This window comes from Streptomyces nojiriensis, from assembly GCF_017639205.1.
In the GTDB taxonomy this organism is placed as follows: domain Bacteria; phylum Actinomycetota; class Actinomycetes; order Streptomycetales; family Streptomycetaceae; genus Streptomyces; species Streptomyces nojiriensis.
The window spans coordinates 2,376,786-2,402,772 of the sequence record NZ_CP071139.1 but is presented as its reverse complement, the minus strand read 5'-3'; the positions used below and the strand labels follow the sequence as shown (position 1 = coordinate 2,402,772).

The 25,987-nt window shown below is 72.7% G+C and carries 25 protein-coding genes; 18 read left to right on the top strand and 7 right to left on the bottom strand.

Annotated features, from left to right (window positions below; translation table 11 throughout):
* Complete coding sequence (locus JYK04_RS11265) at positions 1–357, top strand: hypothetical protein (RefSeq protein WP_189740012.1); 357 nt, start codon at positions 1–3, stop codon at positions 355–357.
* Between the two features lie 36 nt (positions 358–393).
* Here JYK04_RS11265 and JYK04_RS11260 read toward each other — a convergent pair whose 3' ends face one another.
* The 4 genes from JYK04_RS11260 to JYK04_RS11245 all read right to left on the bottom strand — a co-directional run bounded on the left by JYK04_RS11260 (position 394) and on the right by JYK04_RS11245 (position 4,387).
* Entirely contained in the window at positions 394–1,188 is a 795-nt protein-coding gene (locus JYK04_RS11260) for a hypothetical protein (RefSeq protein WP_189740014.1), read from the bottom strand.
* A gap of 99 nt (positions 1,189–1,287) precedes the next feature.
* Positions 1,288–1,995 (bottom strand): gamma-glutamyl-gamma-aminobutyrate hydrolase family protein, encoded by a 708-nt coding sequence (locus JYK04_RS11255; RefSeq protein ID WP_189740017.1) that lies wholly within the window; start codon positions 1,993–1,995, stop codon positions 1,288–1,290.
* A gap of 44 nt (positions 1,996–2,039) precedes the next feature.
* Positions 2,040–3,518, bottom strand: a complete 1,479-nt coding sequence (gene eat, locus JYK04_RS11250; protein ID WP_189740019.1) for an ethanolamine permease — start codon at positions 3,516–3,518, stop codon at positions 2,040–2,042.
* A gap of 122 nt (positions 3,519–3,640) precedes the next feature.
* Positions 3,641–4,387 carry a FadR/GntR family transcriptional regulator gene (locus tag JYK04_RS11245; protein WP_189740022.1) on the bottom strand — a complete coding sequence of 249 codons (747 nt, stop codon included), beginning with the start codon at positions 4,385–4,387 and terminating at the stop codon, positions 3,641–3,643.
* A gap of 77 nt (positions 4,388–4,464) precedes the next feature.
* Here JYK04_RS11245 and JYK04_RS11240 point away from each other — a divergent pair, with 77 nt between their 5' ends.
* The 4 genes from JYK04_RS11240 to JYK04_RS11225 all read left to right on the top strand — a co-directional run bounded on the left by JYK04_RS11240 (position 4,465) and on the right by JYK04_RS11225 (position 9,392).
* The gene (locus tag JYK04_RS11240; protein ID WP_189740025.1) at positions 4,465–5,835 is read left to right on the top strand and encodes a glutamine synthetase family protein; all 1,371 of its coding nucleotides are present in this window, start codon (positions 4,465–4,467) and stop codon (positions 5,833–5,835) included.
* 37 nt (positions 5,836–5,872) lie between these two features.
* Complete coding sequence (locus tag JYK04_RS11235; RefSeq protein ID WP_189740028.1) at positions 5,873–7,237, top strand: aldehyde dehydrogenase family protein; 1,365 nt, start codon at positions 5,873–5,875, stop codon at positions 7,235–7,237.
* 5 nt (positions 7,238–7,242) lie between these two features.
* On the top strand, positions 7,243–8,028 hold the full coding sequence (locus JYK04_RS11230; protein WP_030011343.1) for a 3-oxoacyl-ACP reductase: 786 nt from the start codon (positions 7,243–7,245) through the stop codon (positions 8,026–8,028).
* Between the two features lie 89 nt (positions 8,029–8,117).
* The gene (locus tag JYK04_RS11225; protein WP_189740031.1) at positions 8,118–9,392 is read left to right on the top strand and encodes a haloacid dehalogenase-like hydrolase; all 1,275 of its coding nucleotides are present in this window, start codon (positions 8,118–8,120) and stop codon (positions 9,390–9,392) included.
* A gap of 161 nt (positions 9,393–9,553) precedes the next feature.
* Here the strand turns inward: JYK04_RS11225 and JYK04_RS11220 are convergent, their stop codons facing one another.
* The gene (locus JYK04_RS11220; protein ID WP_189740034.1) at positions 9,554–10,756 is read right to left on the bottom strand and encodes an amino acid deaminase/aldolase; all 1,203 of its coding nucleotides are present in this window, start codon (positions 10,754–10,756) and stop codon (positions 9,554–9,556) included.
* A gap of 364 nt (positions 10,757–11,120) precedes the next feature.
* Between JYK04_RS11220 and JYK04_RS11215 the strand changes: the two genes are divergently transcribed.
* Genes JYK04_RS11215 through JYK04_RS11205 form a run of 3 tightly spaced genes read left to right on the top strand, consistent with a single transcriptional unit; the run spans position 11,121 to position 13,912 of the window.
* A complete protein-coding gene (locus tag JYK04_RS11215; protein ID WP_189740037.1) occupies positions 11,121–11,948 on the top strand; it encodes a hypothetical protein in 828 nt (275 codons plus the stop codon).
* On the top strand, positions 11,945–13,150 hold the full coding sequence (gene mycP / locus JYK04_RS11210; RefSeq protein WP_189740040.1) for a type VII secretion-associated serine protease mycosin: 1,206 nt from the start codon (positions 11,945–11,947) through the stop codon (positions 13,148–13,150). Before JYK04_RS11215 ends, mycP begins: the two co-directional genes overlap by 4 nt.
* Before the next feature lie 21 nt (positions 13,151–13,171).
* Entirely contained in the window at positions 13,172–13,912 is a 741-nt protein-coding gene (locus tag JYK04_RS11205) for an SseB family protein (RefSeq protein ID WP_189740043.1), read from the top strand.
* A 97-nt stretch (positions 13,913–14,009) separates the two neighbouring features.
* On the opposite strand, the gene JYK04_RS11200 is transcribed toward JYK04_RS11205, so the two are convergent.
* Complete coding sequence (locus tag JYK04_RS11200) at positions 14,010–14,387, bottom strand: DUF1844 domain-containing protein (protein WP_030012387.1); 378 nt, start codon at positions 14,385–14,387, stop codon at positions 14,010–14,012.
* A gap of 324 nt (positions 14,388–14,711) precedes the next feature.
* Here JYK04_RS11200 and infC point away from each other — a divergent pair, with 324 nt between their 5' ends.
* From infC to JYK04_RS11150, 10 genes are all read left to right on the top strand, one after another.
* Positions 14,712–15,446, top strand: coding sequence for a translation initiation factor IF-3 (gene infC, locus JYK04_RS11195; protein ID WP_189740046.1), 735 nt, complete (start codon positions 14,712–14,714; stop codon positions 15,444–15,446).
* Between the two features lie 105 nt (positions 15,447–15,551).
* Positions 15,552–15,746 (top strand): 50S ribosomal protein L35, encoded by a 195-nt coding sequence (gene rpmI / locus JYK04_RS11190; RefSeq protein WP_030012385.1) that lies wholly within the window; start codon positions 15,552–15,554, stop codon positions 15,744–15,746.
* A 105-nt stretch (positions 15,747–15,851) separates the two neighbouring features.
* Positions 15,852–16,238 (top strand): 50S ribosomal protein L20, encoded by a 387-nt coding sequence (rplT, locus tag JYK04_RS11185; RefSeq protein ID WP_007263143.1) that lies wholly within the window; start codon positions 15,852–15,854, stop codon positions 16,236–16,238.
* Positions 16,239–16,403: 165 nt separating this feature from the next.
* Entirely contained in the window at positions 16,404–17,264 is an 861-nt protein-coding gene (locus tag JYK04_RS11180) for a TrmH family RNA methyltransferase (RefSeq protein WP_189740049.1), read from the top strand.
* A gap of 56 nt (positions 17,265–17,320) precedes the next feature.
* Positions 17,321–18,559, top strand: a complete 1,239-nt coding sequence (locus JYK04_RS11175) for a sensor histidine kinase (protein ID WP_229875719.1) — start codon at positions 17,321–17,323, stop codon at positions 18,557–18,559.
* Between the two features lie 153 nt (positions 18,560–18,712).
* Positions 18,713–19,840: a phenylalanine--tRNA ligase subunit alpha gene (pheS, locus tag JYK04_RS11170; RefSeq protein ID WP_189740052.1), complete on the top strand. Its 1,128-nt coding sequence runs from the start codon at positions 18,713–18,715 to the stop codon at positions 19,838–19,840.
* Positions 19,840–22,368, top strand: a complete 2,529-nt coding sequence (gene pheT, locus JYK04_RS11165; RefSeq protein WP_189740055.1) for a phenylalanine--tRNA ligase subunit beta — start codon at positions 19,840–19,842, stop codon at positions 22,366–22,368. The genes pheS and pheT overlap by 1 nt, the downstream gene beginning before the upstream one ends.
* A gap of 162 nt (positions 22,369–22,530) precedes the next feature.
* Positions 22,531–22,683, top strand: a complete 153-nt coding sequence (locus JYK04_RS11160) for a hypothetical protein (RefSeq protein ID WP_189740058.1) — start codon at positions 22,531–22,533, stop codon at positions 22,681–22,683.
* A 351-nt stretch (positions 22,684–23,034) separates the two neighbouring features.
* Entirely contained in the window at positions 23,035–24,375 is a 1,341-nt protein-coding gene (locus tag JYK04_RS11155; RefSeq protein WP_189740061.1) for an NsdA family TPR-like regulatory protein, read from the top strand.
* A gap of 56 nt (positions 24,376–24,431) precedes the next feature.
* Positions 24,432–24,968, top strand: a complete 537-nt coding sequence (locus JYK04_RS11150; protein ID WP_189740064.1) for an NUDIX hydrolase — start codon at positions 24,432–24,434, stop codon at positions 24,966–24,968.
* Positions 24,969–24,983: 15 nt separating this feature from the next.
* Here the strand turns inward: JYK04_RS11150 and JYK04_RS11145 are convergent, their stop codons facing one another.
* Entirely contained in the window at positions 24,984–25,877 is an 894-nt protein-coding gene (locus JYK04_RS11145; RefSeq protein WP_189740067.1) for a 3-hydroxybutyryl-CoA dehydrogenase, read from the bottom strand.
* Between the last annotated feature and the right edge of the window lie 110 nt (positions 25,878–25,987).

Below are 25,987 nucleotides of genomic sequence, written 5' to 3'. Positions count from 1 at the left end.
ATGCGTCTTCGCCATGCCGCCGTCGCCGCCTTCGGCGCCGTCACCCTGCTGCTCACGATCCCGACCTCGGCCTCGGCCGCGGAGGGGCAGTTCCAGTACACGGTCTCCGGTCTCGACGGCACGCCGTTGACGGTCGTACTGGAGAACCCGCCGAGCGGGGAGTGCATCACGCTGCCCGAGGTGGCCGACCCCTCGGCCAGTTCCCCGGCGCACTCGCCGCGCAACCGGACCGACGAGGTGGCGCTCGTGTTCACGGAGCCGGACTGCACGGGCCGGGAGTTCAGGCTGCGGCCGCGCACGGGCTACGGCACGGAGCGCCTCGAACTGCGGTCGGTGGTCTTCGTCCGACCCGAGTGAGGAACGCCTGAAGGGCCCGCGGCCGCGCGGGGCGGCTCAGCTCTGGGAGCTGAGCCGCTTCGTCAGGAGCGAGCCCGCGACGATCAGCGCGACGCCCAGCCACCACATGTTGTCGAAGATGAGGACGGCGATCCCGATCGGCACCAGCAGGCCCGCCAGCGGCAGCAACAGTCCGGCCCGGCCGGGCGGTTCGGGGCCCTCGCCGGTTGCCTCGCGGACCGCGCGGGCGCGGACGACGTCCGGGTACCAGGCGGTGAACTTCAGCGCGGCGACGATGGCCAGGATCTGGATGATCCAGCCGGTCCAGATGTTGTTCGGGTTGTGCAGGACCAGGTCCCCGTAGGCACCCGCGAGGGCCGCCACCACGAAGGCCGCACCCCACACACCCGTGATCACGTAGTTGGCGCGGATGAAGCCGGGGGCGTGCCAGTGCGACGGATCGACCTGTTCGCGGGCGTACTGGAGGGTGAAGGGCGTCCCCACGGCCATCGAGCCGAAGGCGATCACGGCAAGGGTGATGTTCGCGACCTCGCCGGCGTACGTCTCCAGCCAGCGCAGGGTCCCCTCGCTCGCCAGGGCTCCGACGGCGGCCATCGAGGCGAAGAACACCACGTCGGCCAGTTCCAGGAGTTTCCAGCTGCTGCCGCGGTTGACCAGGTGGCTCGCCGCGATGAGCGCGACGGCCGTGGCCAGCGCCAGTCCGACCGCGAGCTCGAACCGCCCCGGGCCGACCAGCAGTGAGAAGACGATCCACGGGGCCATTCCGATGACCGGGTTCTCCAGGAGCCTGGAGACCGGGCCGGATGCCGTGCCCTCCGCTTCGGTCCGCATCCTTCCAGCCTGCCCGCCCGGCGGGGGACCGGCCAATCGGGCCGGCCGGCCTCCGCCCCCCGCCGTCGGGCGCGAGGCGAGGGGCGGAGGGGGCGGGCGTCAGCCCACCGGTACCGCGGTGCGGACGGCGGCCGCCTCGACCAGGGCGGACATCACCCGCGTGTCCTTGTCCCGCTCCGGGTGCCACTGGACGCCCAGCACCCACCGCTCCGGGTCGGGCACTTCGATCGCCTCCACCGTGCCGTCGACCGCGTGGGCCGAGACCACCAGGCCGCGGCCCAGCCGGTCGACGGCCTGGTGGTGGTAGGTCGGGACCTGCGCCTCCTCCGGGACCAGCTCCGCGTACCGGGTGCCCGGGACCGGGCGGACCGGGTGCCAGGAGATGGCGCCCGGGGTCTCGAAGTGGCCGTCGATGTGCTGGGTCAGGGTGCCGCCCAGGGCGACGTTGAGGGCCTGCATGCCCCGGCAGATGCCGAGCAGGGGCAGGTCCGCCTCCAGCGCGGCGGCGATCAGGGCCAGTTCCCAGTGGTCGCGGACCGTGGCGGGGGCGCCCGTACGGGAGTCGCGCGCGGCCCCGTAGTGCACCGGGTCCAGGTCCGGGCCGCCCGCGACGACCAGGCCGTCCACCCGGCTCAGCACCTCCGCCGCCGACCCGGGCTCGTCCGGCGGGAGCAGCACGGCCGCGCCGCCCGCCGCCTGGACGAGTTCGTAGTACCCGGTCGGTACGAGGGATGTCGGGAGGTCCCACACCCCGTAGCGGGTGGAGTCCTCGACGTAGGTGGTGATGCCGATGAGCGGCCTGGGCACGTTCGTTACCTCCAGCAGGGGCGGAGCAGGGCAGGAACAGGGTTTCAGTCGCGGGTCAGTTCCGCCTCGGCTTCCGCGAGGGCCGCGAACTCCTCCTCCGGCGCCGAGGCCACGAGGTGGTGCCGACTGTAGATCGCGAAGTAGGCGAGGGCGACGGCGTACACGGCCAGGGCGATGAACGCGGCGTCCTTGTCCACCAGGAAGGTGGCGACCAGGGCCGACAGGGCGAGTACGAAGGCCACCGAGGAGGTCAGGATCCCGCCCGGGGTGCGGTACGGGCGCTCCAGGTCCGGCTCCCGGCGCCGCAGCACGATGTGCGAGAGGGCCATCAGGGCATAGGAGATGGTGGCGCCGAAGACCGCGATGTTGAGCATGCGGGCTCCGTCGCCGGTGGCCGCGGCGAGGGCGAAGCCGATCGCGCCGGGGATGATCAGACCCAGGTACGGGGCCTTGCGCTTCGAGGTGAGGGAGAGGAAGCGGGGCAGGTAGCCGGCCCGGGAGAGGGCGAAGAGCTGGCGCGAGCCCGCGTAGATGAGGGAGAAGAACGAGGCCACCAGGCCGGCCAGGCCCGCGTAGTTCACGAAGCGGCTGAGCGCGGTCGGACCGCCGTCCCCTTCCAGGGCCACGACCAGCGGGTTCCCGGCGGCCTTGACGGCGTCGGCGCCCTGGGCGCCGGTCGCGGCGAAGAAGGTGATCAGGGCGAGCAGGGCGAGGATGCCCATGGAGATGGAGAGGGCCCTCGGCATCGAGCGGACCGGGTCCTTGGCCTCCTCGGCCGCCAGCGGTACGCCTTCCACGCCGAGGAAGAACCACATGCCGAAGGGGAACGCGGCCCAGATGCCCAGCACGCCCAGCGGCAGCCAGGAGTTCGAGCCGAAGGCGTCCGCGTCGACGGGGATGTCGTTCAGGCCGGAGGCGTCGAACTCGGTGAAGGCCCCCACGGCGAAGATCAGCAGCGCGGCGACGGCGATCGCCGTCACGACGAGGCTGAAGCGGAGCGCCTCGCCCACGCCCCACAGGTGGACGCCGATGAAGATGACGAAGCAGCCGAGGTAGACGGGCCAGCTGGAGGTGAGTCCGAAGAGGCCGAGGGACTCGACGTAGTCGCCGATGAAGATGACGATCGCGGCCGGGGCCAGGATGTACTCGATGAGGATGGCGGTGCCGGTGAGGAAGCCGCCCCACGGGCCGAGCGCGCGGCGGGCGAAGCCGTAGCCGCCGCCCGCGGTCGGCAGGATGGTGGACAGCTCGGCGAGCGAGAAGACCAGACAGGCGTACATGGCGCCCATGAGGACGGTGGCGATGGCGAGGCCGCCGAAGCCGCCCTTGTCGAGGCCGACGTTCCAGCCGGAGAAGTCCCCGGAGACGACATAGGCGACGCCGAGGCCGGTGAGCAGCAGCCAGCCGGCGCTGCCGCGGCGCAGCGTCCGGCGCGCGAGGTACTCGTCGGGGCTGTCCCCGCCGTCGGGGGATGTGGTGGGTGCGGGTACGGCGGCGAGCCGTGCCTCGATGTCGTCGGCCATCGTGCGCTCCTGCCTCAGGGCAATGGTTGTGGGGCGTACCTTTGCCTTAGAGGAGTGGAGTGCGCAAGACCTCTGCGTTAAACAGAAGTTACGAAACCCTCTCGGCCCGCCTCCGGGGGCGCTCAGGTCAGGAAGCCCCGCAGCAGCGCGGCCGTGCCGCAGCAGTGCTCGCGCATGGTCTCCCGGGCCCCGGCCGCGTCGCCCTCCAGCACCGCCTCCACCAGCGTGCTGTGCTGCTGCTGGGAGTGCTCCAGGTTCCGCACGAGCAGCGGGATGCAGTCCAGCAGGTCGTTCACGGTGGCCCGGACGGCGGCGTACTGGGCCGTCAGGGTGGCGGACCCGGCCAGTTCGCACAGGGTGAGGTGGAAGAGCGTGTCCTGGCGGCGGTAGTCGGCGAGCGGGGCGTCGTGGGTGGCGGCCAGGGCGCCGAGCAGCCGTTCGGTGCCCTCCTCGGTCAGTCCCTGGGAGGCGCACAGTCCGGCCGCCCCCACCTCCAGGACCTCGCGGAACCGCAGGACGTCCTCGATGTCCACCCCCGCGACACGCCGGCGCAGCTCCTCCTCGGCGCCGCCGGCCGGGGTGTCGGGCCGGGACAGCACGAACGTTCCGCCGTACCGCCCGCGCCGGGCCTCCACGAGCCCCTGGTCCTGCAGCACCTTCAGCACCTCGCGCAGGGTCACCCGGCTGATCCCCATGCGCTCGGCCAGCTCGCGCTCGGGCGGAAGCCGTTCGCCGCCCGGGACCAGACCCAGCCGGACCACCTGGAGGATCTGCTGCAGTGCCTCCTCGAAACCGTTGCCCGCCCGCACCTGCCGCAGCACGGGATTCAGTCGCGCGACGGCGTCGCCTTCGCTCGTCGTATCGGTCATCTCGGCTCCTCCCCTTCCCAAGCAATGGTTCTATTCAATACCTTAGGCCTCCTCGGCTCACCGAAGGAGAGATTCCAGTGGTAGACCGCAAGCCGCCGCTCGCGCCCGAGGAGCTCCGCTCCCTCGTCGCCAGTGGTGAGATCGACACAGTCGTCCTGGCCTTCCCCGACATGCAGGGGAGGCTCCAGGGCAAGCGGTTCGCCGCACAGTTCTTCCTCGACGAGGTCCTCGAGCACGGTACCGAGGGCTGCAACTACCTCCTCGCCGTCGATACCGACATGAACACCGTCGACGGTTACGAGATGTCCTCCTGGGACCGGGGCTACGGCGACTTCGCCATGCACCCCGACCTCGCCACCCTGCGCCGCATCCCGTGGAACCCCGGCAGCGCCTTCCTCCTCGCCGACCTCGCCTGGAACGACGGCTCGCCCGTCGTCGCCGCGCCCCGGCAGATCCTGCGCCGCCAGCTGGAGCGCCTCGCCGAGGCCGGCTACACCGCGATGGTCGGCACCGAGCTGGAGTTCATGGTCTTCCAGGACACCTACGAACAGGCCTGGAACTCGGGCTACCGCGGCCTGACCCCGGCCAACCAGTACAACATCGACTACTCCGTCCTCGGGACCGGCCGCATCGAACCCCTGCTGCGCCGGATCCGCAACGAGATGCAGGCCGCGGGCCTGATCGTCGAGTCGGCCAAGGGGGAGTGCAACCTCGGCCAGCACGAGATCGCCTTCCGCTACGACGAGGCGCTCACCACCTGCGACCAGCACTCCGTCTACAAGACCGGAGCCAAGGAGATCGCCTCCCAGGAAGGTGTCTCGCTCACCTTCATGGCCAAGTTCGACGAGCGCGAAGGCAACTCCTGTCACATCCACCTCTCCCTCGCCGACGCCGACGGACGCAACGCGATGGCCGGGGACGGAGACGACCCACACGGCATGTCACCGGTGATGCGCCACTTCCTGGCCGGCCAGCTGGCCGCGCTGCGCGACTTCTCCCTTCTCTACGCCCCGAACATCAACTCGTACAAGCGTTTCCGGCCGGGATCCTTCGCGCCGACCGCCGTCGCCTGGGGCGTGGACAACCGGACCTGCGCGCTCAGGGTCGTCGGCCACGGCCGCTCCATGCGCTTCGAGAACCGCCTCCCCGGCGGCGACGTCAACCCGTACCTCGCCGTCGCCGGCCTGGTCGCCGCCGGGCTCTACGGCATCGAGAACCGCCTGGAACTTCCCGAGGTCTGCGGCGGGAACGCCTACACCGCCGACTACGCACACGTCCCCGCCACCCTGCGCGAGGCCGCCGAACTCTGGGAGAACAGCGAGATCGCCAAGGCCGCGTTCGGCCCCGAAGTGGTCGCGCACTACCGGAACATGGCCCGCGTGGAACTCGACGCCTACGACTCCGCGGTGACCGACTGGGAGCTGCGCCGCTCCTTCGAACGCCTGTAGCCACCGCACGCCACCGAACGAAACTGTGAGGCACCACGTGTCCGACGCGCTGGAAGTGTTGAATCCGGCCACCGAGGAAACCGTCGCCGTCGTCCCGGCCGCCACACGGGACGACGTCGACGCCGCAGTCGCCCGGGCCGCCGCGGCCCAGCGCGCCTGGGCGGCGGCCGCCCCCGCCGACCGGGCGCGGCTGCTGCGCCGCTTCGCCGCGGTCGTCGACGGCCACATCGAGGAACTGGCCCGGCTGGAGGTCCGCGAAGCCGGCCACACCATCGGCAACGCCCGCTGGGAAGCCGGCAACGTACGCGACCTGCTCGACTTCGCCGCCGGGGGAGTGGAACGGCTCTCCGGCCGCCAGATCCCCGTCGCCGGCGGCATCGACGTCACCTTCCTCGAACCCCTCGGCGTCATCGGCGTGATCGCCCCGTGGAACTTCCCCATGCCGATCGCCGCCTGGGGCCTGGCCCCGGCCCTCGCCGCCGGCAACGCCGTCATCCTCAAGCCCGCCGAGACCACCCCGCTGACCGCGCTGCGCCTCGCCGAACTCGCCCTCGAAGCCGGGATCCCCGAACACCTCTTCCAGGTGCTCCCCGGCCGCGGGGACGTCGCCGGCGACGCACTCGTCGAACACCCCGGCGTCGCGAAGATCGTCTTCACCGGGTCCACCCGCGTCGGCAAGCAGATCATGGCCAAGTGCGCCGACCGGGTGAAGCGCGTCACCCTCGAACTCGGTGGCAAGAGCCCCAACATCGTCTTCGCCGACGCCGACCTCGAAGCGGCGGCGGCCGCCGCCCCCATGGCCTTCCTCGACAACACCGGCCAGGACTGCTGCGCCCGCACCCGCATCCTCGTACAGCGCTCCGTCTACGACCGCTTCCTGGAGCTCGTCGCCCCCGGCATCGCGGCCGTCGCCGTGGGCGACCCGCTCGACGAGAAGACGCAGATGGGCCCGCTGATCTCACGGACCCAGCTGGACCGCGTACGGTCCTTCGTCACCGACGACCTCACCGCGATCCGCGGCAACGCCCCCAAGGGCCCCGGCTTCTGGTACCCGCCCACCCTCGTCACGGACGTCGCCCCCACCGCGCCCGTGGCCGCCGAGGAGGTCTTCGGGCCGGTCGCCGTCGTCCTGCCCTTCGAGGACGAGGAGGACGCCGTCCGCCTGGCCAACGCGACCGAGTACGGCCTCTCCGGCTCCCTCTGGACCCGCGACATCGGCCGCGCGCTGCGCGTCTCGCGCGCCGTCGCCGCCGGCAACCTGTCCGTCAACTCCCACAGCAGCGTCCGCTACTGGACCCCCTTCGGCGGCTACAAGCAGTCCGGGCTCGGCCGTGAGCTCGGACCCGACGCCCTCACCGCTTTCACCGAGACCAAGAACGTCTTCATCAGCACGGAGGCCTGAAGCACATGTCCAACGAAGAGATCGTCTGCCGCCGCCTGGTCGGCCGTACCGCCGTCATCACCGGAGCCGGCAGCGGCATCGGCCTGGCCACCGCCCGCCGCCTGGCCTCCGAGGGCGCCAACGTCGTCTGCGCCGACATCGACGAGACCGCCGGCAAGGCCGCGGCCGAAGAGGTCGGCGGGACCTTCGTCAAGGTCGACGTCACCAGCCCCGAGGAGGTCGAGGCGCTCTTCAAGACGGCCTTCGACACCTACGGCTCCGTGGACATCGCCTTCAACAACGCGGGCATCTCGCCCCCGGACGACGACTCCATCCTCACCACCGGCCTGGAGGCCTGGAAGCGCGTCCAGGACGTCAACCTCACCTCCGTCTACCTGTGCTGCAAGGCCGCCCTGCCCTACATGCAGCGCCAGGGCCGCGGCTCCATCATCAACACCGCCTCCTTCGTCGCCATCATGGGCGCCGCCACCTCCCAGATCTCCTACACCGCCTCCAAGGGCGGGGTCCTGGCCATGTCCCGCGAGCTCGGCGTGCAGTTCGCCCGCGAGGGCATCCGCGTCAACGCCCTGTGCCCGGGGCCCGTGAACACCCCCCTGCTGCAGGAACTGTTCGCCAAGGACCCCGAGCGCGCCGCCCGCCGCCTCGTCCACATCCCGCTGGGCCGCTTCGCCGAGCCCACCGAGATCGCCGCCGCCGTCGCCTTCCTCGCCAGCGACGACTCCTCCTTCATCAACGCCACCGACTTCCTCGTCGACGGCGGCATCTCCGGCGCGTACGTGACCCCGCTGTAGGTCCCGCCACCACCACATCCCGGCCGGCCGCGCACCGCGAGGTGCCCGGCCGGCCCCTTCGGGCTGTCCCGATCCTCGAAGGAGCCAGCATGCAGAGAAAATGGGCAGCCCCCCTCGCCCTCGCCGCGGTCACGGGATCCGGCCTCCTCGCGGCCCCGCCGGCCGCGGCCGCGCACACCCCCTGTCCCCGGGTCACCGTCGGCTCCGGCTGGTACGGGGACAACCAGGCCCGCCTCCAGCAGCTCATCGACCGGTACGGCAGCTGCAACCCGTACCGGCCCGGCCGCACCAAGCCCGTCGCCGTCTTCGACTGGGACAACACCGTCGTCAAGAACGACGTCGGCGACGCCACCATGTTCTGGCTCCTGCGCAACGGCCGGATCCGCCAGCCCGCCGCCGGGGACTGGTCCACCACCAGCCGCTTCCTCACCCCCGCCGCCACGAAGGCCCTGGCCGACGCCTGCGCCGGCCTCGCCCGCCCCGGCACCCCCCTGCTCACCGGAACCCCCGCCGGAGCGGCCTGCGCCGACGAGATCAACGCCGTCTACGGCACCGCCGCGACCCGCGCCGGCGCCCCCGCGTTCGCCGGCTGGGACCGCCGCACCACCGAACCCTCCTACGCCTGGCTCCCCCAGCTGATGCAGGGCTGGACCGCCCGAGAGATCCGCGGCTTCGCCGCCGCCGCCCGTACCGAGAACCTCGCCGCACCCGTCGGCAGCACGCAACGGGTCGGCAGCGGCACCGCCACCGGCTGGGTCCGCTACTACGACCAGCAGAAGGACCTGATCAAGGGCCTCCAGAAGGCCGGCTTCGACGTGTGGATCAGCTCCGCCTCCCCGCAGCCCGTGGTCGAGGTCTGGGCCCAGGGCGCCGGCATCGCGGCCGACCACGTCATCGGCATCCGCAACACCACCACGTACGGCGGGAAGTTCACCCCCCACCTCCAGGGCTGCGGATCCGTCCGGGACGGCGCCGACTCGATGATCACCTACATCGACGGCAAGCGCTGCTGGATCAACAAGGAGATCTTCGGCGTACGCGGAGCGGCCGCGGAGAGGGTCCTGCCCGCCGCCCGCCGCCAGGTGTTCGCCGCCGGCGACTCCGACACCGACATCTCCTTCCTGCGCGACGCCACGGCCCTGCGGCTCGTCGTGAACCGCAACAAGAACGAGCTGATGTGCTGGGCGTACGACAACACCGACGGCCGCTGGATCGTCAACCCCATGTTCATCGAGCCGAAGAAGCGCAAGACCGACCCCTACCCGTGCGCGACGACCGGCTACGTCGACCACGACGGCACCAAGGGACCGGTCCGGCGGGGCGACGGCAGCGTCGTCCCCGACCAGACGGACTCCGTGTACTAGGTCGTCTCTTTCGGATCTTGTCGGCCGAGCCGGCGGCGTCCGGTGCCGTGCTTGGCAAGGCGGAGGGGCGCGCCGTGTACTGGACGTACTCGGGTGCCCCGACAACGCGGCCAGGTGCGGTGCCGGGCGTCGCGGGCCCGGCAAGATCCGGAAGAGACGGCCTAGAGGAAGGTGCGCCCCTCACCCCGGTAGGTCGGCACGCTCTCGGAGACCCGGTCGCCCTCGATCAGGTGCAGGGTGTCGAACCGCTCGCACAGCTCGCCCGCTTTCGCGTGCCGGAACCAGACCCGGTCGCCGATCAGCAGATCGTCGGCCGGGCTCCCCAGCAGCGGGGTCTGCACCTCGCCCGCGCCCTCCTGGGGGTCGTAGCGGAGCCCCTGCGGCAGGTACGGGACCGGAAGCCGGTCCGCCCCGGCCGCACCGGAGGCCGGATAGCCGCCCCCGAGCACCGTCACCACACCCACCCCGGGCCTGCGCACCACGGGCTGGGCGAACAGGGCCGCCGGACGCCCGCTGAACGACGTGTAGTTGTCGAAGAGCCGGGGCATGTACAGCCCCGAACCCGCGGCTATCTCGGTCACCGCGTCCTCGGCGGCCGTCTGCTGCACGCTGCCGGTACCGCCGCCGTTGACGAACTCCAGATCCGGTACGACGGCCCGCACGGCCCGCACCACCTCGGCCCGCCGCTCCGCCAGCTCCTTGCGGGCCGCGGCCTGCATCAGCCGGATCGTCCGGGACCGCAGCGGGCGACCGGACAGCGAATCCCCGACCCCGGCGACATGACCCTCGTACGCCATCAGGCCCACGACCCGGAACCCGGGCCGGGCGGCCACCGCCCGGGCCAGCCCGGCCAGTTGCGCGGGCTGGCGCAGCGGGGACCGGCGGGCACCGATCCGTACCCGGCCGCCGAGCAGCCGCAGGGACGTGTCCAGCTCCAGACAGACCCGGATCTCCTCGGCGCCGCCGTCCCGGGCCGCGTCGATCAGGTCCAGCTGCGCCGGATCGTCCACCATCACCGTGACCGCGCCGGCCAGCTTGGCGTCGTTCGCCAGCTCGCCGAAGCCGGCCCGGTCGGTGGAGGGATAGGCGAGGAGCACGTCCTCGAACCCGGACCGGGCCAGCCACAGTGACTCGGCGAGGGTGTACGACATGATCCCGGCGAACCCGGGGCGGGCGAGGACCCGTTCCAGCAGCGCGCGGCACCGGACCGACTTGCTCGCGACCCGGACCGGCTTGCCGGCGGCGCGGCGGACGAGATCGTCGGCGTTGGCGTCGAAGGCGTCGAGATCCACGATGGCCAGCGGCGCGTCCAGGTGCGCGGTCGCCCGGTCGTACCGGGCGCGGTCGGTGGCGGGGGAGTTCATGGGCGGCAGCTTGCCAGAGGTGTCTACCGGTGGGTAGTGCTTCCCCGCCCCGCCCTTTCCCCATTTCCCGAGGCGCCGCCCCGGACCCCCGCGCCTCAAACGCCGGCGGGGCTGATTAGGTGCGGCCGGCCGCCCCGGACCCCCGCGCCTCAAAACGCCGGCGGGGCTGGATCGGTGTGGCCGGCCGCCCCGGATTCCCGCGCCTCGAATGCCGGTGGGGCTGATTCGGTGCGGCCGGCCGCCCGCGTCCCGCGCGTCAAACGCCGGCGGGGGTGTATCGGTGTGGTACCGGCAAGCGCCTTGTCGTGCCGACGCCGTAGAGTACGGGCAGGCAGCCGTACGGAACGGGGGGCGGAGCCGCCGGATGACCACGACGACACCGCGGACCGCAATCCTGGGCGAGCCCGAACCGACCGCCCAGCCCGCGCACGCCGACACGCACACGCGCCGCCACCCCGCACGGGTCCTCGCAGCCACGCTCTGCGTCCTCCTCGGCACCGGCCTCGTCGGCGGGGCCGCCCTCACCACCTGGGCCGAACACCGCGCCGCGGCCCGCCCCCTCCCGGCCGACGCCGCCTACCGCAAGGCCGGGTCCCTGTGGCGGGCCGCCCCCGTCGACAGCCTGCTCCCGCCCGTCCTGACCGGCCCCTCCGCCGGCCCCGGCGGTTCCCACCGCACCTGGACCCGGATCGCGCTCGCCCCCGACGCCGACTGCCCGGCCGCCCTCGCCGCCGACTGGCAGGCCCTGCTGGCCGCCACCGGCTGCACCCGCGTGCTGCGCGCCACCTACACCGACGCCACCCGCAGCTCCCTGATCACCGTCGGCATGGTCTTCACCCCCGCCGACGCCCCCGCGATGACCGCCCTCGCGGGCCGGATCCCCGCCCCGCCCGCGTACGGGTTCACCGACGCGCAGCGCGCCGCCTGGGCCTCCTCCGTACCCGCCGAGGCACCCGTCGTCGTCTACGCCGTCTCCGCCTTCGCCGACGGCCGCCCCCTGGACGCCCCCCGCCCGGCCGAGGACCTGATGAAGAAGGACGCCACGGGAGCCGCCGCCCAGGCCGGCCTCGGCCACGAGGCGCGGGCGCTCGCCGACCGCGTCGGCCGCGGCCTCGCCTTCCTCGCCGCACCGCCGGCACCCTCCGCCACACCCGCATCGACCGCACCGACCGCCCCGGAGCCCACCCGATGATCCGCCGGGCCTCCGGGCAGGCGGCCGCCGCCCTGCTCGCCGCGACCCTCCTCGTGTCCGCCACCGCGACCCCCGCCGCCGCCGACAACATCCGCGACCGCCAGTGGGGCCTGCTGGCCCTGCGCGCCGAGGAGGCCTGGGGCACCACCCGGGGCGCCGGAGTGACCGTCGCCGTCCTCGACACGGGCGTCGACGAATCCCATCCCGACCTCTCCGGCCAGGTCCTCCCCGGCACCGACCTCATCGGCATGGGGGCCGGCCCCGGCGACCGCGCCTGGGCCCGCCACGGAACCGCCATGGCGAGCATCATCGCCGGTCACGGACACGGCCCCAGCCGCGGCCAGGGAGTCCTCGGCATGGCCCCGCAGGCCCGGATCCTCCCCGTCCGGGTGATCCTCGAAGAGGGCGACCCGGGCCGCTCGCAGGCCCGCGACAGCAAGGGCGGGGCCCTCGCCGAGGGCATCCGCTGGGCCGCGGACCACGGCGCCGACGTGATCAACCTGTCCCTCGGCGACGACAGCGACTCCGCCCACCACGAGGCGGGGGAGGACGAGGCGGTCCAGTACGCCCTCGCCAAGGGCGTGGTCGTCGTGGCCTCCGCGGGCAACGGCGGCGAAGCCGGCGACCGCGTCTCCTACCCGGCGGCCTATCCGGGAGTCATCGCCGTCACCGCCGTCGACCGCCGCGGCAAGAAGGCCAAGTTCTCCACCCGCAACTGGTACGCCACCGTCAGCGCCCCCGGCGTCGACGTCGTCATCGCAGACCCCGACCGCTCGTACTACGAGGGCTGGGGCACCAGCGCCGCGGCGGCCTTCGTCTCCGGCACCGTGGCCCTGGTCCTGGCCGCGCACCCCGAGCTGACCCCGGCCCAGGTGAAGAAGCTGCTGGAGGCGACCGCCTCCGACTCCCCGGCCGGCGGCCGCGACGACGCCCGCGGTCACGGGCTGGTCGATCCCGTCGCCGCCCTCCAGGCCGCCGAGGGCATGCGCCCGGAGGCTCCGGCGCCCGTGCCCGCCGCGGCCGGGAGCACGTACTTCGGCCCCGGCCCCGAACCGGTCCGCCCGCCCGAGCGGGGCGCCCGGCTGGGAGCCCCGGCCGCAGCGGTCGCGGGCGCGGTGCTGCTCGCACTCGCCGCCGTCCTCGCGCGGCGCCCGCGCCGGGGCGCCCGGGGCCGTGGCCAGGACCCGTACGCGGCACAGTAGGGTCGGGTAACTGTGGCGAACATGGCGAACAAGAACATTCCCGACCCGGGCTTCTCCGACGACGACGGCTCCGCCGATCCCCGGCTGACCGCGGCCCTGGCCGCCTGGTCCGAGGACCGGGCGAAGGAGCCGGAGGTGCTGGCCGCGCTCAAGGGCGCCCGCCTGCTGGTCCCGGTGGTCGCCGTCCTCGGTGAGGTGGAGACCGACCCGGAGACGGGCCTCAAGCGCGAGAAGACCAGCGACATGGCCGTCCCGACCCTGCGGGCGGGCGACCGGCGGGCGCTGCCGGCCTTCACCTCGATCGCCTCGCTCGCGCTCTGGGACCCCGCGGCCCGGCCGGTGGCCGTCCCGCTGCACCAGGCGCTGGCCGCCGCCGCGCACGAGAAGGCCGACACCGTGGTCCTGGACCTGGCCGGCCCCGTCACCTACCAGCTGACCGGCTCCGCGCTCCTCGCGCTCGCCGAGGGCCGCACCGACGCGGGCCCGCTGGCCGATCCGGCCGTACGGGAGGCCGTACGGGCCGCGGTGTCCGCCGAGCCGGCCGTGCTGCGCGCCCACCTCGGCCCGGGCGGCGCCGACTCCGACGGCACCCTGGCGATCGTGCTGGCCGGGGGCGCGCAGGCGTCCGCGGCGGCCCGGCGCGTCGCCGAGGCGCTGGCGGCGGACACCACCCTGCGGGCCCGGCTGGTCCGCGGACTGGACCTGGCGCTGCTTCCGCCGGACGCGCCGGCTCCGCCCGGCGAGCCCCTGTTCGCCCGCTGAGCCCGGGCCGCGGCCGCGCGGTTCCCGGACACGACGACGGCCGGTGCACCCCGCGCGGGGTGCACCGGCCGTCGTCGTGCGGCTCTCCGGTACGGGCTCAGCCGAAGACGGGACCCGTGAACTTCTCGCCCGGCCCCTGGCCCGGCTCGTCCGGCACGATCGAGGCCTCGCGGAAGGCCAGCTGGAGCGACTTCAGGCCGTCGCGCAGCGGGGCGGCGTGGAAGGAGCTGATCTCGGTGGCGCTCGCGGTGACCAGGCCGGCCAGGGCCGTGATCAGCTTGCGGGCCTCGTCGAGGTCCTTGTGCTCGGAGTCCGGCTTGTCCAGGCCCAGGTTGACCGCCGCGGCGCTCAGCAGGTGCACGGCCACCGTGGTGATCACCTCGACGGCGGGCACGTCCGCGATGTCGCGGGTCATGGTGTCGTAGTCGGGGGCGCCGTCGGCAGTGGGTTCGGTGGGGGGTGTCGCGTCAGTCATGCGCCCACGATATGCCGTGCGGCGGGCTTGCGGCGCGGGTGCTAGTATGTACTTCGACCGGCCGGACACTTATGTGCCCGGCCCACAAGTGGAGGCTCCGTTCTCCCACCTGACTGCCCTCCGGGGCGGCGGGTCACCGGTCAGGCGGCATCCATCGTTCCGTACGGACGATGGAAAGCTGCCCGAGTCTACGCCCCGCGGTTCGCACGCGGCGGTGTTCCGGTTGTTTTGGAGCCCCTGCCTGTGCCCGGCGGGGCTTTTTTCATTCTCCCGCTGCGGTCGGTCTGACGGAAATACACGTCAGCGGCTGTCTGCCAGGCAGCCGTGTGGTGCTACCGAGGAGGATCCATCAGCACCGAGCCCCGCATCAACGACCGGATTCGCGTTCCCGAGGTACGGCTTGTCGGTCCCAGCGGCGAGCAGGTCGGCATCGTGCCGCTTGCCAAGGCGCTTGAGCTCGCGCAGGAGTACGACCTCGACCTGGTCGAGGTCGCGGCGTCCGCACGCCCGCCGGTCTGCAAGCTCATGGACTACGGCAAGTTCAAGTACGAGTCGGCCATGAAGGCCCGTGAGGCGCGCAAGAACCAGGCGCACACGGTCATCAAGGAAATGAAGCTCCGGCCGAAGATCGACCCGCACGACTATGACACCAAGAAGGGTCACGTCGTTCGGTTCCTCAAGCAGGGCGACAAGGTCAAGATCACGATCATGTTCCGTGGTCGCGAGCAGTCCCGGCCGGAACTCGGCTACCGACTGCTGCAGCGTCTCGCTTCGGACGTCGAGGACCTCGGGTTCATCGAGTCGAACCCGAAGCAGGACGGCCGAAACATGATCATGGTCCTCGGTCCGCACAAGAAGAAGACCGAGGCGATGGCCGAAGCCCGCGAGGCGCAGGCCGCCCGCAAGGCGGAGCGCCAGGGTGTCGCCCACACCGAAGGCGAGGCTCCTTCCGAGGACGCCGCCGTCGAGGTCGATGACACCACCGAGGTCGCCTCCGCCGAGGCCACCGAGGCCGCTGCCGAAGAGGCTCCGGCCGACGAGGCGAACGCCGAGGCCTGATTCCAGGACACTCCGTCCCGGATCACCCGACACAACATGACGCTCCCGTAAGCCGGTCCCGTACCGGACCGGTGGGAGCGCCACCGACGAGGAGATAACGGCGCCATGCCGAAGAACAAGACGCACAGCGGTACCAAGAAGCGCTTCAAGGTCACCGGCTCCGGCAAGGTGCTCCGCGAGCGCGCCGGCAAGCGCCACCTGCTCGAGCACAAGTCGTCCCGTGTCACCCGCCGCCTCACCGGCAACGCGGAGATGGCCCCCGGCGACGCCGCGAAGATCAAGAAGCTTCTCGGCATCTGACGTCTCCGCTCCCCCTGCCGGGAGCGGACGCACGTCGAGACCGGGACCCCATCGAATTTCGGGCCGTGTGAAGACACCCGCGGCCCCGCTACAAGGAGTTAAAAAGTGGCACGCGTCAAGCGGGCAGTAAACGCCCACAAGAAGCGCCGGGCGATCCTCGAGGCGGCCTCCGGCTACCGCGGTCAGCGTTCGCGCCTGTACCGCAAGGCCAAGGAGCAGGTCACCCACTCGCTGGTCTACAACTTCAACGACCGCAAGAAGCGCAAGGGCGACTTCCGTCAGCTGTGGATCCAGCGCATCAACGCCGCTGCCCGCCAGAACGGCATGACGTACAACCGCCTCATCCAGGGTCTGAAGGCCGCCAACATCGAGGTGGACCGCAAGATCCTCGCGGAGCTGGCCGTCAACGACGCCAACGCGTTCGCCGCGCTCGTCGAGGTCGCGCAGAAGGCGCTTCCGGCCGACGTCAACGCCCCCAAGGCCGCTGCCTAAGGGCTAGCCGGCCCAGCTCACCAGGGGCCGGCCCCCACGGACCCGCAGGCATTCGCCTGCGGGTCCGTGTGCTTTCCGCCCCGCGCCGCAGCCCCGCGCCGCCCGTCCCGTCCCGTCCCGCCCGGAACCCCGAGCCCGGAACCCCGAGAGAGAACCGCACACACCATGGGTCACCCCGACGAGCTGATCTCCCCCCGATCCCCGCGGGTGGCCGCCGCCAGGCGCCTGGCGCGGCGCAACTTCCGCACCAAGGAGCGCCGCTTCATCGCCGAGGGTCCGCAGGCGGTCCGCGAGGCCGTCGAGCACCGCGGTCCCACGGGCGCGTCGACCCTGATCGAGCTGTTCGCCACCGTCGAGGCCGCCGAGCGCTACTCCGGGATCATCGAGGCCGCCCTGGACGCGGGTGCCCGCGTGCACTACGCCTCCGACGAGGTGCTCGCCGAGGTCTCCCAGACCGTCACCCCGCAGGGCCTGGTCGGTGTCTGCCACTTCCTGGACTCCCCGTTCGAGGAGATCCTGGGGGCCCGGCCCAAGCTCGTCGCCGTCCTCGCGCACGTCCGCGACCCCGGCAACGCCGGTACGGTGCTGCGCTGCGCCGACGCCGCCGGCGCCGACGCCGTGGTGCTCACCGACGCCTCCGTGGACCTCTACAACCCCAAGTCGGTACGGGCCTCCGTGGGCTCCCTCTTCCACCTCCCGGTCGCGGTCGGCGTTCCGGTCGAGCAGGCCGTCGAGGGGCTCCGGGCGGCCGGGGTGCGGATCCTGGCGGCCGACGGCGCGGGTGCGGACGACCTCGACGCCGAGCTGGACGCGGGCACCATGGGCGGGCCCTCCGCCTGGGTCTTCGGCAACGAGGCCTGGGGTCTGCCGGAGGAGACCAGGGCCCTCGCGGACGCCGTCGTACGGGTCCCGATCCACGGAAAGGCCGAGAGCCTGAACCTGGCGACGGCAGCCGCCGTGTGCCTCTACGCGTCCGCGCGAGCACAGCGGGCGCCCGGAGGGTGCCGCTCCGTGACCCCCAGCTAGTAGTGTGGCGGCCCGGGGGGCCCACTGCGCTACTCGGAGATGTGGGGTACGGGGACATGACCGTCGGTACGAACAGCTCGCCGGGGGCCGGCACGACGGCCGGTCCGCCGGTGCCGGTCGGCCCCTGCGCCCGTACGGGCGGGCCCGCCGATGCCGTGCCCCCCGTACTCCCCTCCGACGCGCTGCGCGGCGTACCGCCGCAGGGCGCGCCGCGCGGGGCGGTCCTGGGTGCCGGAGCCACCGGTGAGGGGCTCGCCTTCGGGATCGACCCCGACTGCCTGCCCGACGGGCTCGTCGTCGCCGACGCGACCGGGCACGTGATCTGCTTCAACCGGGCCGCGGCCCGGATGACCGCGATCGACCCCGCCCAGGCGCTCGGCACCCGCATCGAGCGGGCGCTCCCGCTGGAGGACCTCGAAGGCCGCCGCTGGTGGGCGCTGACCGACCCGTACGGGGGCCTCGCCACCCGCCGCGGCCAGCCGGAGCGGAACCTGCTGCTCCCCGGCGGCCGCGAGGTGCTGGTCTCCGCCAGCTACGTCCGTACGCACCCCACCGGCCCGCTGCGCCGCCTCGTGGTCACCCTGCGCGGTACCGAGGCCCGCCGGCGCACCGAGCGCAGCCACGCCGAGCTCATCGCCACCGTGGCCCATGAGCTGCGCTCCCCGCTGACCTCGGTCAAGGGGTTCACGGCCACCCTGCTCGCCAAGTGGGAGCGGTTCACCGACGACCAGAAGCGACTGATGCTGGAGACCGTCGACGCCGACGCCAACCGCGTCACCCGCCTCATCGCCGAGCTCCTCGACATCTCCCGCATCGACTCCGGCCGCCTGGAGGTGCGCCGCCAGCCGGTGGACATCGCCACCGCCGTCGGCCGCCACGTACAGGCACTCACCGCGAACGGGCAGGACCCCGAGCGGTTCCTCGTGAGCGTGAGCCGCCCGCTCCCCGATCTGTGGGCCGACCCGGACAAGATCGACCAGATCCTCGGCAACCTCCTGGAAAATGCGGTGCGCCACGGAGAGGGAACGGTCACCATCGGTGTGTCGCCACATGAGAAGGGAACCGCCGTCACCGTGACCGACGAAGGCCCCGGGATCCCCGAGGAGTCGATGGGCCGCGTCTTCACCCGCTTCTGGCGGGGGAGCAAGCGCGGCGGCACCGGCCTGGGCCTGTACATCGTCAAGGGCATCGTGGAAGCCCACGGCGGGACCATCACGGTCGGCCGCGGCCCCGGCGGCGGCGCCGAGTTCCGATTTATCCTGCCCGTGAGCGCCCCCGCGTACCTCACGCAGTAGCCCTGCGGAGCGTCTCGGCAGGCGGCCCACGGGCTCCTCCACCCCCAGCGACCTTTAGACTCGACCTTTGGCACCTTTGTGTCCTTGTGCCGAGCGCGTCCTGCGCGTCGCGCGGGGGACCCAACCAGCCAGCCATCGGAAGTACGGGAAGAGATGTCGGCACCGAACAAGTCGTACGACCCTGTCGAGGTCGAGGCACTGAAACCGGAAGAGATCGAGCGCATGCGGGACGAGGCGCTCGCCGCCTTCGCGTCCGCCGGCGACCTCGACGCGCTGCGTGAGGCGAAGACCGCGCACATGGGCGACCGCTCGCCCCTGGCGCTCGCCAACCGCGAGATCGGCGCGCTGCCCCCGCAGGCCAAGGCCGAGGCGGGCAAGCGCGTGGGACAGGCCCGCGGCGCCGTGAACAAGGCCTTCGGGGCCCGCACGGTCGCGCTGGAGGCGGAGCGTGACGAGCGGGTGCTGGTCGAGGAGGCCGTGGACGTCACGCTGCCCTACGACCGCGTCCCCGCCGGCGCCCGGCACCCCCTGACCACGCTGATGGACCGCATCGCGGACATCTTCGTGGCCATGGGGTACGAGGTCGCCGAGGGGCCCGAGGTCGAGGCGGAGTGGTTCAACTTCGACGCCCTCAACTTCACGCCCGACCACCCGGCGCGCCAGATGCAGGACACCTTCTTCGTCCAGGGGCCCGAGGGCACCCAGGGCGACGAGTCGGGCGTCGTGCTGCGCACCCACACCTCCCCGGTGCAGGCGCGCTCGCTGCTGGAGCGCAAGCCCCCCGTCTACATCGTCTGCCCGGGCCGGGTGTACCGCACCGACGAGCTCGACGCGACGCACACCCCGGTCTTCCACCAGGTCGAGCTGCTCGCCGTGGACGAGGGCCTGACCATGGCGGACCTCAAGGGCACCATGGACCACATGGTCCAGGAGCTCTTCGGTGCGGGCACCACGACGCGCCTGCGCCCGCACTTCTTCCCCTTCACCGAGCCGTCCGCCGAGATGGACATGCAGTGCTACGTGTGCCGCGGCGAGTCGGTGGGCAACCCCGACCGTCCGTGCCGTACCTGCTCCAGCGAGGGCTGGATCGAGCTCGGCGGCTGCGGCATGGTCAACCCCAAGGTGCTCGTCGCCTGCGGTGTGGACCCCGAGAAGTACAGCGGATTCGCCTTCGGGTTCGGCATCGAACGGATGCTGATGTTCCGCCACAACGTCGAAGACATGCGAGACATGGTCGAGGGTGACGTGCGTTTCACCCGGCCGTTCGGGAGTGAGATCTGATGCGCGTCCCGCTTTCCTGGCTGCGGGAGTACGTCGATCTCCCCGCGGGTGAAACCGCCCGTGACGTGGCGGCCAAGCTGGTCGACGCCGGCCTCGAGGTCGAGACCGTCGAGCAGCTCGGCGGCGGCCTCAAGGGCCCGCTCGTCGTCGGCCAGGTGCTGACCATCGAGGAGCTGGAGGGCTTCCGCAAGCCGATCCGCTTCTGCACGGTCGACGTCGGCCAGGCCAACGGCACCGGCGAGCCGCAGGAGATCGTCTGCGGCGCCCGGAACTTCGCCGTCGGCGACAAGGTCGTCGTGGTGCTGCCCGGCGCGGTCCTGCCCGGCGACTTCGCGATCGCCTCGCGCAAGACCTACGGCCGCACCTCGCACGGCATGATCTGCTCCGGCGACGAGCTGGGCATGGGCGACGACGGCACGCACGGCATCATCGTGCTGCCGCCCGAGCACGAGGTCGGCACCGACGCGATCGAGCTGCTCCAGCTCGTCGACGAGGTCCTCGACATCGACATCACCCCGGACCGCGGCTACTGCATGTCCATGCGCGGTGTCGCCCGTGAGGCGGCCACCGCCTACGGCCTGCCGCTGCGCGACCCGGCGCTGCTCGACGTGCCCGCGCCGAACTCGTACGGCTACCCGGTCAAGGTCGACGACCCGGCCGGCTGCGACCGCTTCACCGCCCGCACGGTGACCGGTCTCGACCCCGACGCGCGCTCCCCGATCTGGCTGACCCGCCGCCTGCAGAAGGCGGGCATGCGCCCGATCTCGCTCGCCGTGGACATCACCAACTACGTGATGCTGGAGCTCGGCCAGCCGCTGCACGCGTACGACCGCGCCAGCGTCGAGGGCACCATCGGTGTCCGCCGCGCCGAGCAGGGCGAGAAGTTCACCACCCTCGACGGGGTCAAGCGCACGCTCGACGCCGAGGACCTGGTGATCACCGACAACAGCGGGCCGATCGGCCTCGCCGGTGTCATGGGCGGCGCCAACACCGAGATCGCCGACTCCGTCACCGACCCCGGGACCGGCCAGGTCACGGGGACCACGGACGTCGTCATCGAGGCCGCGCACTTCGACTCCGTGTCGATCTCGCGCACCGCCCGCCGCCTGAAGCTGTCCTCCGAGGCCTCCAAGCGCTTCGAGCGGGGCGTCGACCCGCAGGCCGCCGCCGCGGCCGCGCAGCGGACCGTCGACCTGCTCGTGCTCCTCGCGGGCGGCACCGCCGAGGCGGGCGTCACCGAGGTCGTCGCCCCGGGCGCGCCGCGCACCATCGCCATGCCCGCGGACCACCCGGACCGGGTGGCGGGCATGGAGTACGGCCGCGAGACCGTCGTGCGCCGCCTCCAGGAGATCGGCTGCGACGTCTACGGCCAGGACGAGCTCGTCGTCACCGTCCCCTCGTGGCGGCCCGACCTCGCCGCGCCCAACGACCTCGCCGAAGAGGTCATCCGGCTGGAGGGCTACGGGAACCTCCCGTCGACCCTCCCGCAGGTGCCCTCCGGCCGCGGTCTGACCGCCCGGCAGCAGCTGCACCGCCGGGTCGGCCGCGCGCTGGCCGGCGCGGGCTACGTCGAGGCGCTGAGCTACCCGTTCATCGGTGAGGGCGTCTTCGACCAGCTCCAGCTCCCCGCGCACGACGTGGCCCGCCAGGTCGTCAAGCTGGTCAACCCGATCTCCGACGAGGAGCCGGCGCTGCGCACCACGCTGCTGCCGGGTCTGCTCGGCGCGCTGCGCCGCAACGACAGCCGGGGCAGCCACGACCTCGCGCTGTTCGAGACCGGTTCGGTCTTCCGGGCCGCCGCGCAGCCGGGTGTCGCCGTACGGCTGCCCGTCGACCGGCGTCCCACGGACGAGGAGATCGCCACCCTGAACGCGGCCCTGCCCGCGCAGCCGCGGTACGCCGCGGTCGTGCTGGCCGGTGCGCGCGAGCAGGCCGGCTGGTGGGGCAAGGGCCGTCCGGCCGACTGGGCGGACGCCGTCCAGGCCGCCCGCGCGCTGGCCGTCGAGGCCGGCGCCGAGCTGGTGGTCCGCCAGGGCCAGTACGGCCCCTGGCACCCGGGCCGCTGCGCCGAGCTGGTCGTCACCCTCGGCGGGGTCGAGCAGGTCATCGGCCACGCCGGTGAACTGCACCCGCGCGTGGTCAAGGCGATGGGCCTGCCGGCCCGCACCAGCGCGATGGAGATCGACCTGGACCGCCTCGCGGCGGCCGGTGGCGAGGCCCTCCAGGCGCCGCGGATCTCCTCCTTCCCGGTGGCGACCCAGGACGTGGCGCTGATCGTCGACGCGTCGGTCCCGGCGTCCTCGGTGGAGGCCGCGCTGCGCAAGGGCGCGGGCGAACTCCTCGAATCGCTGCGGCTGTTCGACGTGTTCACCGGTGAGCAGGTCGGCGAGGGCAAGAAGTCCCTCGCCTACGCGCTGCGCTTCCGCGCGGCCGACCGGACGCTGACCGCCGAGGAGTCCACGGCCGCGCGCGACGCGGCGGTGGCCCTGGCGGGCGAGCGGACCGGGGCGGTGCTCCGGGGCGCGTAGCCGCTTCGTACACGCGTGAGGGGCACGTCCGGACCACCGGACGTGCCCCTCACCCGTTCGGGTGAGAACCCCGATGGCCCGTGCCCGGGGTGCCGGTCGGTCGGCACAATCACGCGTGGAGTTCTTCCGGCCCGTCCAGGGGGCACCTCCCGGGCCGCGGCGGTGGCCTGGGGGATCCCCGCGCAGCTGCTGCCGCCGCTCGGGCTGGTGCCCGTACCGGCGGGCGTCCTGGCACAGGAGGCGGCGGCCACGCCCGCGCGGCTGGTGGCGGGCGGGCACGCCGCTCTGCCGGTGCTCGGCGACGACCGGCCTTGACCACCGGCCCCGGACACGCGCGCCGGGCCCGGTGGATGAGCCCGGCGCGCGCTCTCGGCCCGGCCCCTGCCGGGGCGCGGCGACCAACCGGGCGCCGGCGGGGCCGGAACGCGCCGCCCGCCTGCCATGGAGTGTCGGGCAGACAGCAGAACGGGCGGCGCGGTGACGGGTCGTCGCACTGTACGAGGGGGAGCCGACGACCCGAGCTACCTCTTGGCGAGGCTCTTCAGTGAAGCGCCTCCACGGGTCCGTGCGGCAGAGTGCGCATCGCATTTATGCGCGTACACGGTTCACACCCCGTGTGAACCGCGCACCCACTAGCCTGAGACCGACGAGCCCTTGGAGGGGCCCATGCAGCCCAATGTCCTGCTCGACGCCCTCCTCGCCGAGGCGGGCATGTCCCATGCCGGACTCGCCGCGTACGTGAACCAGGCAGGCCGCACCCGCGGACTCGCCCTGCGCTACGAACACACCGCCGTGACGCGGTGGTTGAAGGGTCAGCGGCCCCGGGGCCAGGTTCCCGACCTGATCTGCGAGGTGCTCGGCGGGCGGCTGCGGCGTCCCCTCGGGCTGGACGACATCGGGCTCGGCGCGGCCGACCAGCCCGTTCCGCTGCACGCCTCGCCGCTCAACGGGTTCGTGGACCGGGCCGCCGCCCTGTGGCGTTCCGACGTCCAGGCCCGGCCCCAGCTGCTGGCCGCCGGGGCGGTCACCGGGACGCCCGCCGTCATACCGGTGTGGGAGTGGGAGAATCCGCCCGAGGACGCCGACGTCTCCCGCGAGGGTCCGAACCCGATCGGTCCCGAGCACATCGAGATCCTGAAGTCGGCCCGCGCCCACTACGAGCTGATGTACCGCCGGGCCGGCGGTCTCGCCACACGGGACCGGATCGTGCGCTTCCTGGGCAGTGAGACCGCGCCGATGCTGCGCGGGAGCTACTCCGACGACCTCGGCCGCCGGCTGCACCGGGCCACGGGGTCCCTGGTGGCGGTGGCGGGGATCTGCGCGTACGACTCGGACGCCCACGGCCTGGCCCAGCGCTACTTCCACCAGGCCCTGCGCCTGGCCAAGGCGAGCGGGGACCGGGGGCTCGGGGCGTACGTCATCGCACTGATCGTCAACCAGTCCCTGCACCTGCGGGAGTACCGCCAGGCCGTCGCCTTCGCCGAGGCCGCGCTGCGGGCCGCCGGGCGGCACACCACCCCGGCGCTGGCCGCCGACCTGTACGCGATGCAGGCCAAGGCGTACGCCCAGCTCGGCGACACCCCGGCCGCACTGGCCTGCATCCGCAAGGCGGAGGCGGCCGCCGAGCGGATCCGCCCGGGCAGCGAACCGGACGAGACCGGCTACGTACAGCCGGGGCTGGTCAACGTCCAGGTCGCCGAGGCGCTGCTCAGCCTGGGCGATCTGGAAGCCGCCCGGGTCCAGGCGACCGCCGCTGTCGGCACGCCGGCGCACGACCGCGGCCGGGTGCACCGGCTGGCGATGCTGTGCGAGATCCAGCTGCGCCAGGGGGAGGCGGACCGGGCCGCGGCGTCCGCGGCCGAGATGGCCGAGCGGGCCAAGGGCATGGAGTCGCTGCGGCTGCGCGACCGGCTGCGGGCGGTCCGCGAACAGCTTCTGACCAGCGGTTGTACGGGCGCGGAGGAGACCGCGCGGCTCATCGACGGGGCGCTGCGCGTTCCGCTGTGACGGGCCGGGGTGCTGCCATGTTGCCACCTACTCGAACGGAAGAAGGTGGCACAACCGTGCAGTGGACGAACCTGAGTGAGCAGACCGTGTACAAGAACCGCTGGTTCGACGTGAACCTCGCCGATGTGGAACTTCCCGACGGCCGGCACCTGGACCACTTCGTGATCCGGCTGCGCCCGGTCGCCGTCGCCACGGCCGTCAACGAGGCCGACGAGGTGCTGCTGCTCTGGCGGCACCGCTTCATCACCGACAGCTGGGGCTGGGAACTGCCCGCCGGGGTGGTCGAGGACGGCGAGGACATCGCGGTCGCGGCGGCCCGTGAGATGGAGGAGGAGTCGGGCTGGCGGCCAGGCCCGCTCCACCACCTGATGACCGTCGAGCCGTCCAGCGGGCTGACCGATGCCCGGCACCACCTCTACTGGGCGGACGGGGCCACTTACACCGGGCATCCCGAGGACGATTTCGAGTCCTCGCGCCGGGAGTGGGTCCCGCTCAAGTTCGTGCCGGACATGATCTCCCGCGGGGAGATCCCGGCCGCCAACATGGCGGCCGGGCTGCTCCTGCTGCACCACCTGCGGCTCGGCCGGCCGTAGCGCCGGCCGGACGGATCAGCCGTAGGGGTAGAAGCCCGCGCCCGTCTTGCGGCCCAGGCGGCCGGCGTCGACCATGCGCTGGAGCAGCGGGGGAGCGGCGTACAGCGGCTCCTTGTACTCCGCGTACATCGAGTCGGCGATCGACGCGATGGTGTCGAGGCCGATCAGGTCGGACAGCTTGAGCGGGCCCATCGGGTGGGCGCAGCCCAGCTCCATGCCGTTGTCGATGTCCTCGCGGCTGGCGATGCCCGACTCGAACATCCGGATCGCGGACAGCAGGTACGGGACGAGGAGCGCGTTGACGACGAACCCGGACCGGTCCTGGGCGCGGACCGCGTGCTTGCCCAGCACGTCCCGCACCAGGGCCTCGGCCCGCTTGACCGTCTCCTCGCCCGTGGTCAGCGCCGGGATCAGCTCGACGAGCTTCTGCACCGGGGCCGGGTTGAAGAAGTGGATGCCGATGACCTGGTCCGGCCGCGAGGTCGCGACGGCCAGCTTGACCAGCGGGATGGAGGAGGTGTTGGAGGCCAGGATCGCGTCCGGGCGGGTGATCACCTGGTCGAGGACCTGGAAGATCTCCGTCTTGACCTGCTCGTTCTCGACGACGGCCTCGATGACGAGGTCGCGGTCGGCGAACTCGCCGAGGTCGGTGGTGAAGGTGAGGCGGGCCAGGGTGGCGTCCCGCTCCTCTTCGGTGATCTTGCCGCGTTCGGCGGCCTTGGTCAGGGAGTTGTGCAGCCGGGTACGGCCGATCTCCAGGGCTTCGCCGGTGGTCTCGGCGACCTTGACCTCAAGGCCACTGCGGGCGCACACCTCGGCGATACCCGCACCCATCTGGCCACAGCCCACTACGCCGACCCGTGTGATGTCGGAAGGGAGGTCAGTCACTTCGTGCCTTTCGCAGCTCATCCGTCGGCGGGTCCCCCGTACGATTCCGGCGCCCGCCACGCCCCCCGACGTTACTCCCGACCTTGCGGCGGGCGGCGGGCCGGGGCGGGCATGCTGAGCGGACACCGTGC

What these genes read in the sequence shown, in the direction of transcription:
- JYK04_RS11265 (WP_189740012.1), top strand. Translation starts at nt 1, where the DNA reads ATGCGTCTTCGCCATGCCGCCGTCGCCGCCTTCGGCGCCGTCACCCTG.
- JYK04_RS11260 (WP_189740014.1), bottom strand. Translation starts at nt 1,188, where the DNA reads ATGCGGACCGAAGCGGAGGGCACGGCATCCGGCCCGGTCTCCAGGCTC.
- eat (WP_189740019.1), bottom strand. Translation starts at nt 3,518, where the DNA reads ATGGCCGACGACATCGAGGCACGGCTCGCCGCCGTACCCGCACCCACC.
- JYK04_RS11245 (WP_189740022.1), bottom strand. Translation starts at nt 4,387, where the DNA reads ATGACCGATACGACGAGCGAAGGCGACGCCGTCGCGCGACTGAATCCC.
- JYK04_RS11230 (WP_030011343.1), top strand. Translation starts at nt 7,243, where the DNA reads ATGTCCAACGAAGAGATCGTCTGCCGCCGCCTGGTCGGCCGTACCGCC.
- JYK04_RS11225 (WP_189740031.1), top strand. Translation starts at nt 8,118, where the DNA reads ATGCAGAGAAAATGGGCAGCCCCCCTCGCCCTCGCCGCGGTCACGGGA.
- JYK04_RS11220 (WP_189740034.1), bottom strand. Translation starts at nt 10,756, where the DNA reads ATGAACTCCCCCGCCACCGACCGCGCCCGGTACGACCGGGCGACCGCG.
- JYK04_RS11215 (WP_189740037.1), top strand. Translation starts at nt 11,121, where the DNA reads ATGACCACGACGACACCGCGGACCGCAATCCTGGGCGAGCCCGAACCG.
- mycP (WP_189740040.1), top strand. Translation starts at nt 11,945, where the DNA reads ATGATCCGCCGGGCCTCCGGGCAGGCGGCCGCCGCCCTGCTCGCCGCG.
- JYK04_RS11205 (WP_189740043.1), top strand. Translation starts at nt 13,172, where the DNA reads ATGGCGAACAAGAACATTCCCGACCCGGGCTTCTCCGACGACGACGGC.
- JYK04_RS11200 (WP_030012387.1), bottom strand. Translation starts at nt 14,387, where the DNA reads ATGACTGACGCGACACCCCCCACCGAACCCACTGCCGACGGCGCCCCC.
- rpmI (WP_030012385.1), top strand. Translation starts at nt 15,552, where the DNA reads ATGCCGAAGAACAAGACGCACAGCGGTACCAAGAAGCGCTTCAAGGTC.
- JYK04_RS11180 (WP_189740049.1), top strand. Translation starts at nt 16,404, where the DNA reads ATGGGTCACCCCGACGAGCTGATCTCCCCCCGATCCCCGCGGGTGGCC.
- JYK04_RS11175 (WP_229875719.1), top strand. Translation starts at nt 17,321, where the DNA reads ATGACCGTCGGTACGAACAGCTCGCCGGGGGCCGGCACGACGGCCGGT.
- pheS (WP_189740052.1), top strand. Translation starts at nt 18,713, where the DNA reads ATGTCGGCACCGAACAAGTCGTACGACCCTGTCGAGGTCGAGGCACTG.
- pheT (WP_189740055.1), top strand. Translation starts at nt 19,840, where the DNA reads ATGCGCGTCCCGCTTTCCTGGCTGCGGGAGTACGTCGATCTCCCCGCG.
- JYK04_RS11155 (WP_189740061.1), top strand. Translation starts at nt 23,035, where the DNA reads ATGCAGCCCAATGTCCTGCTCGACGCCCTCCTCGCCGAGGCGGGCATG.
- JYK04_RS11145 (WP_189740067.1), bottom strand. Translation starts at nt 25,877, where the DNA reads ATGAGCTGCGAAAGGCACGAAGTGACTGACCTCCCTTCCGACATCACA.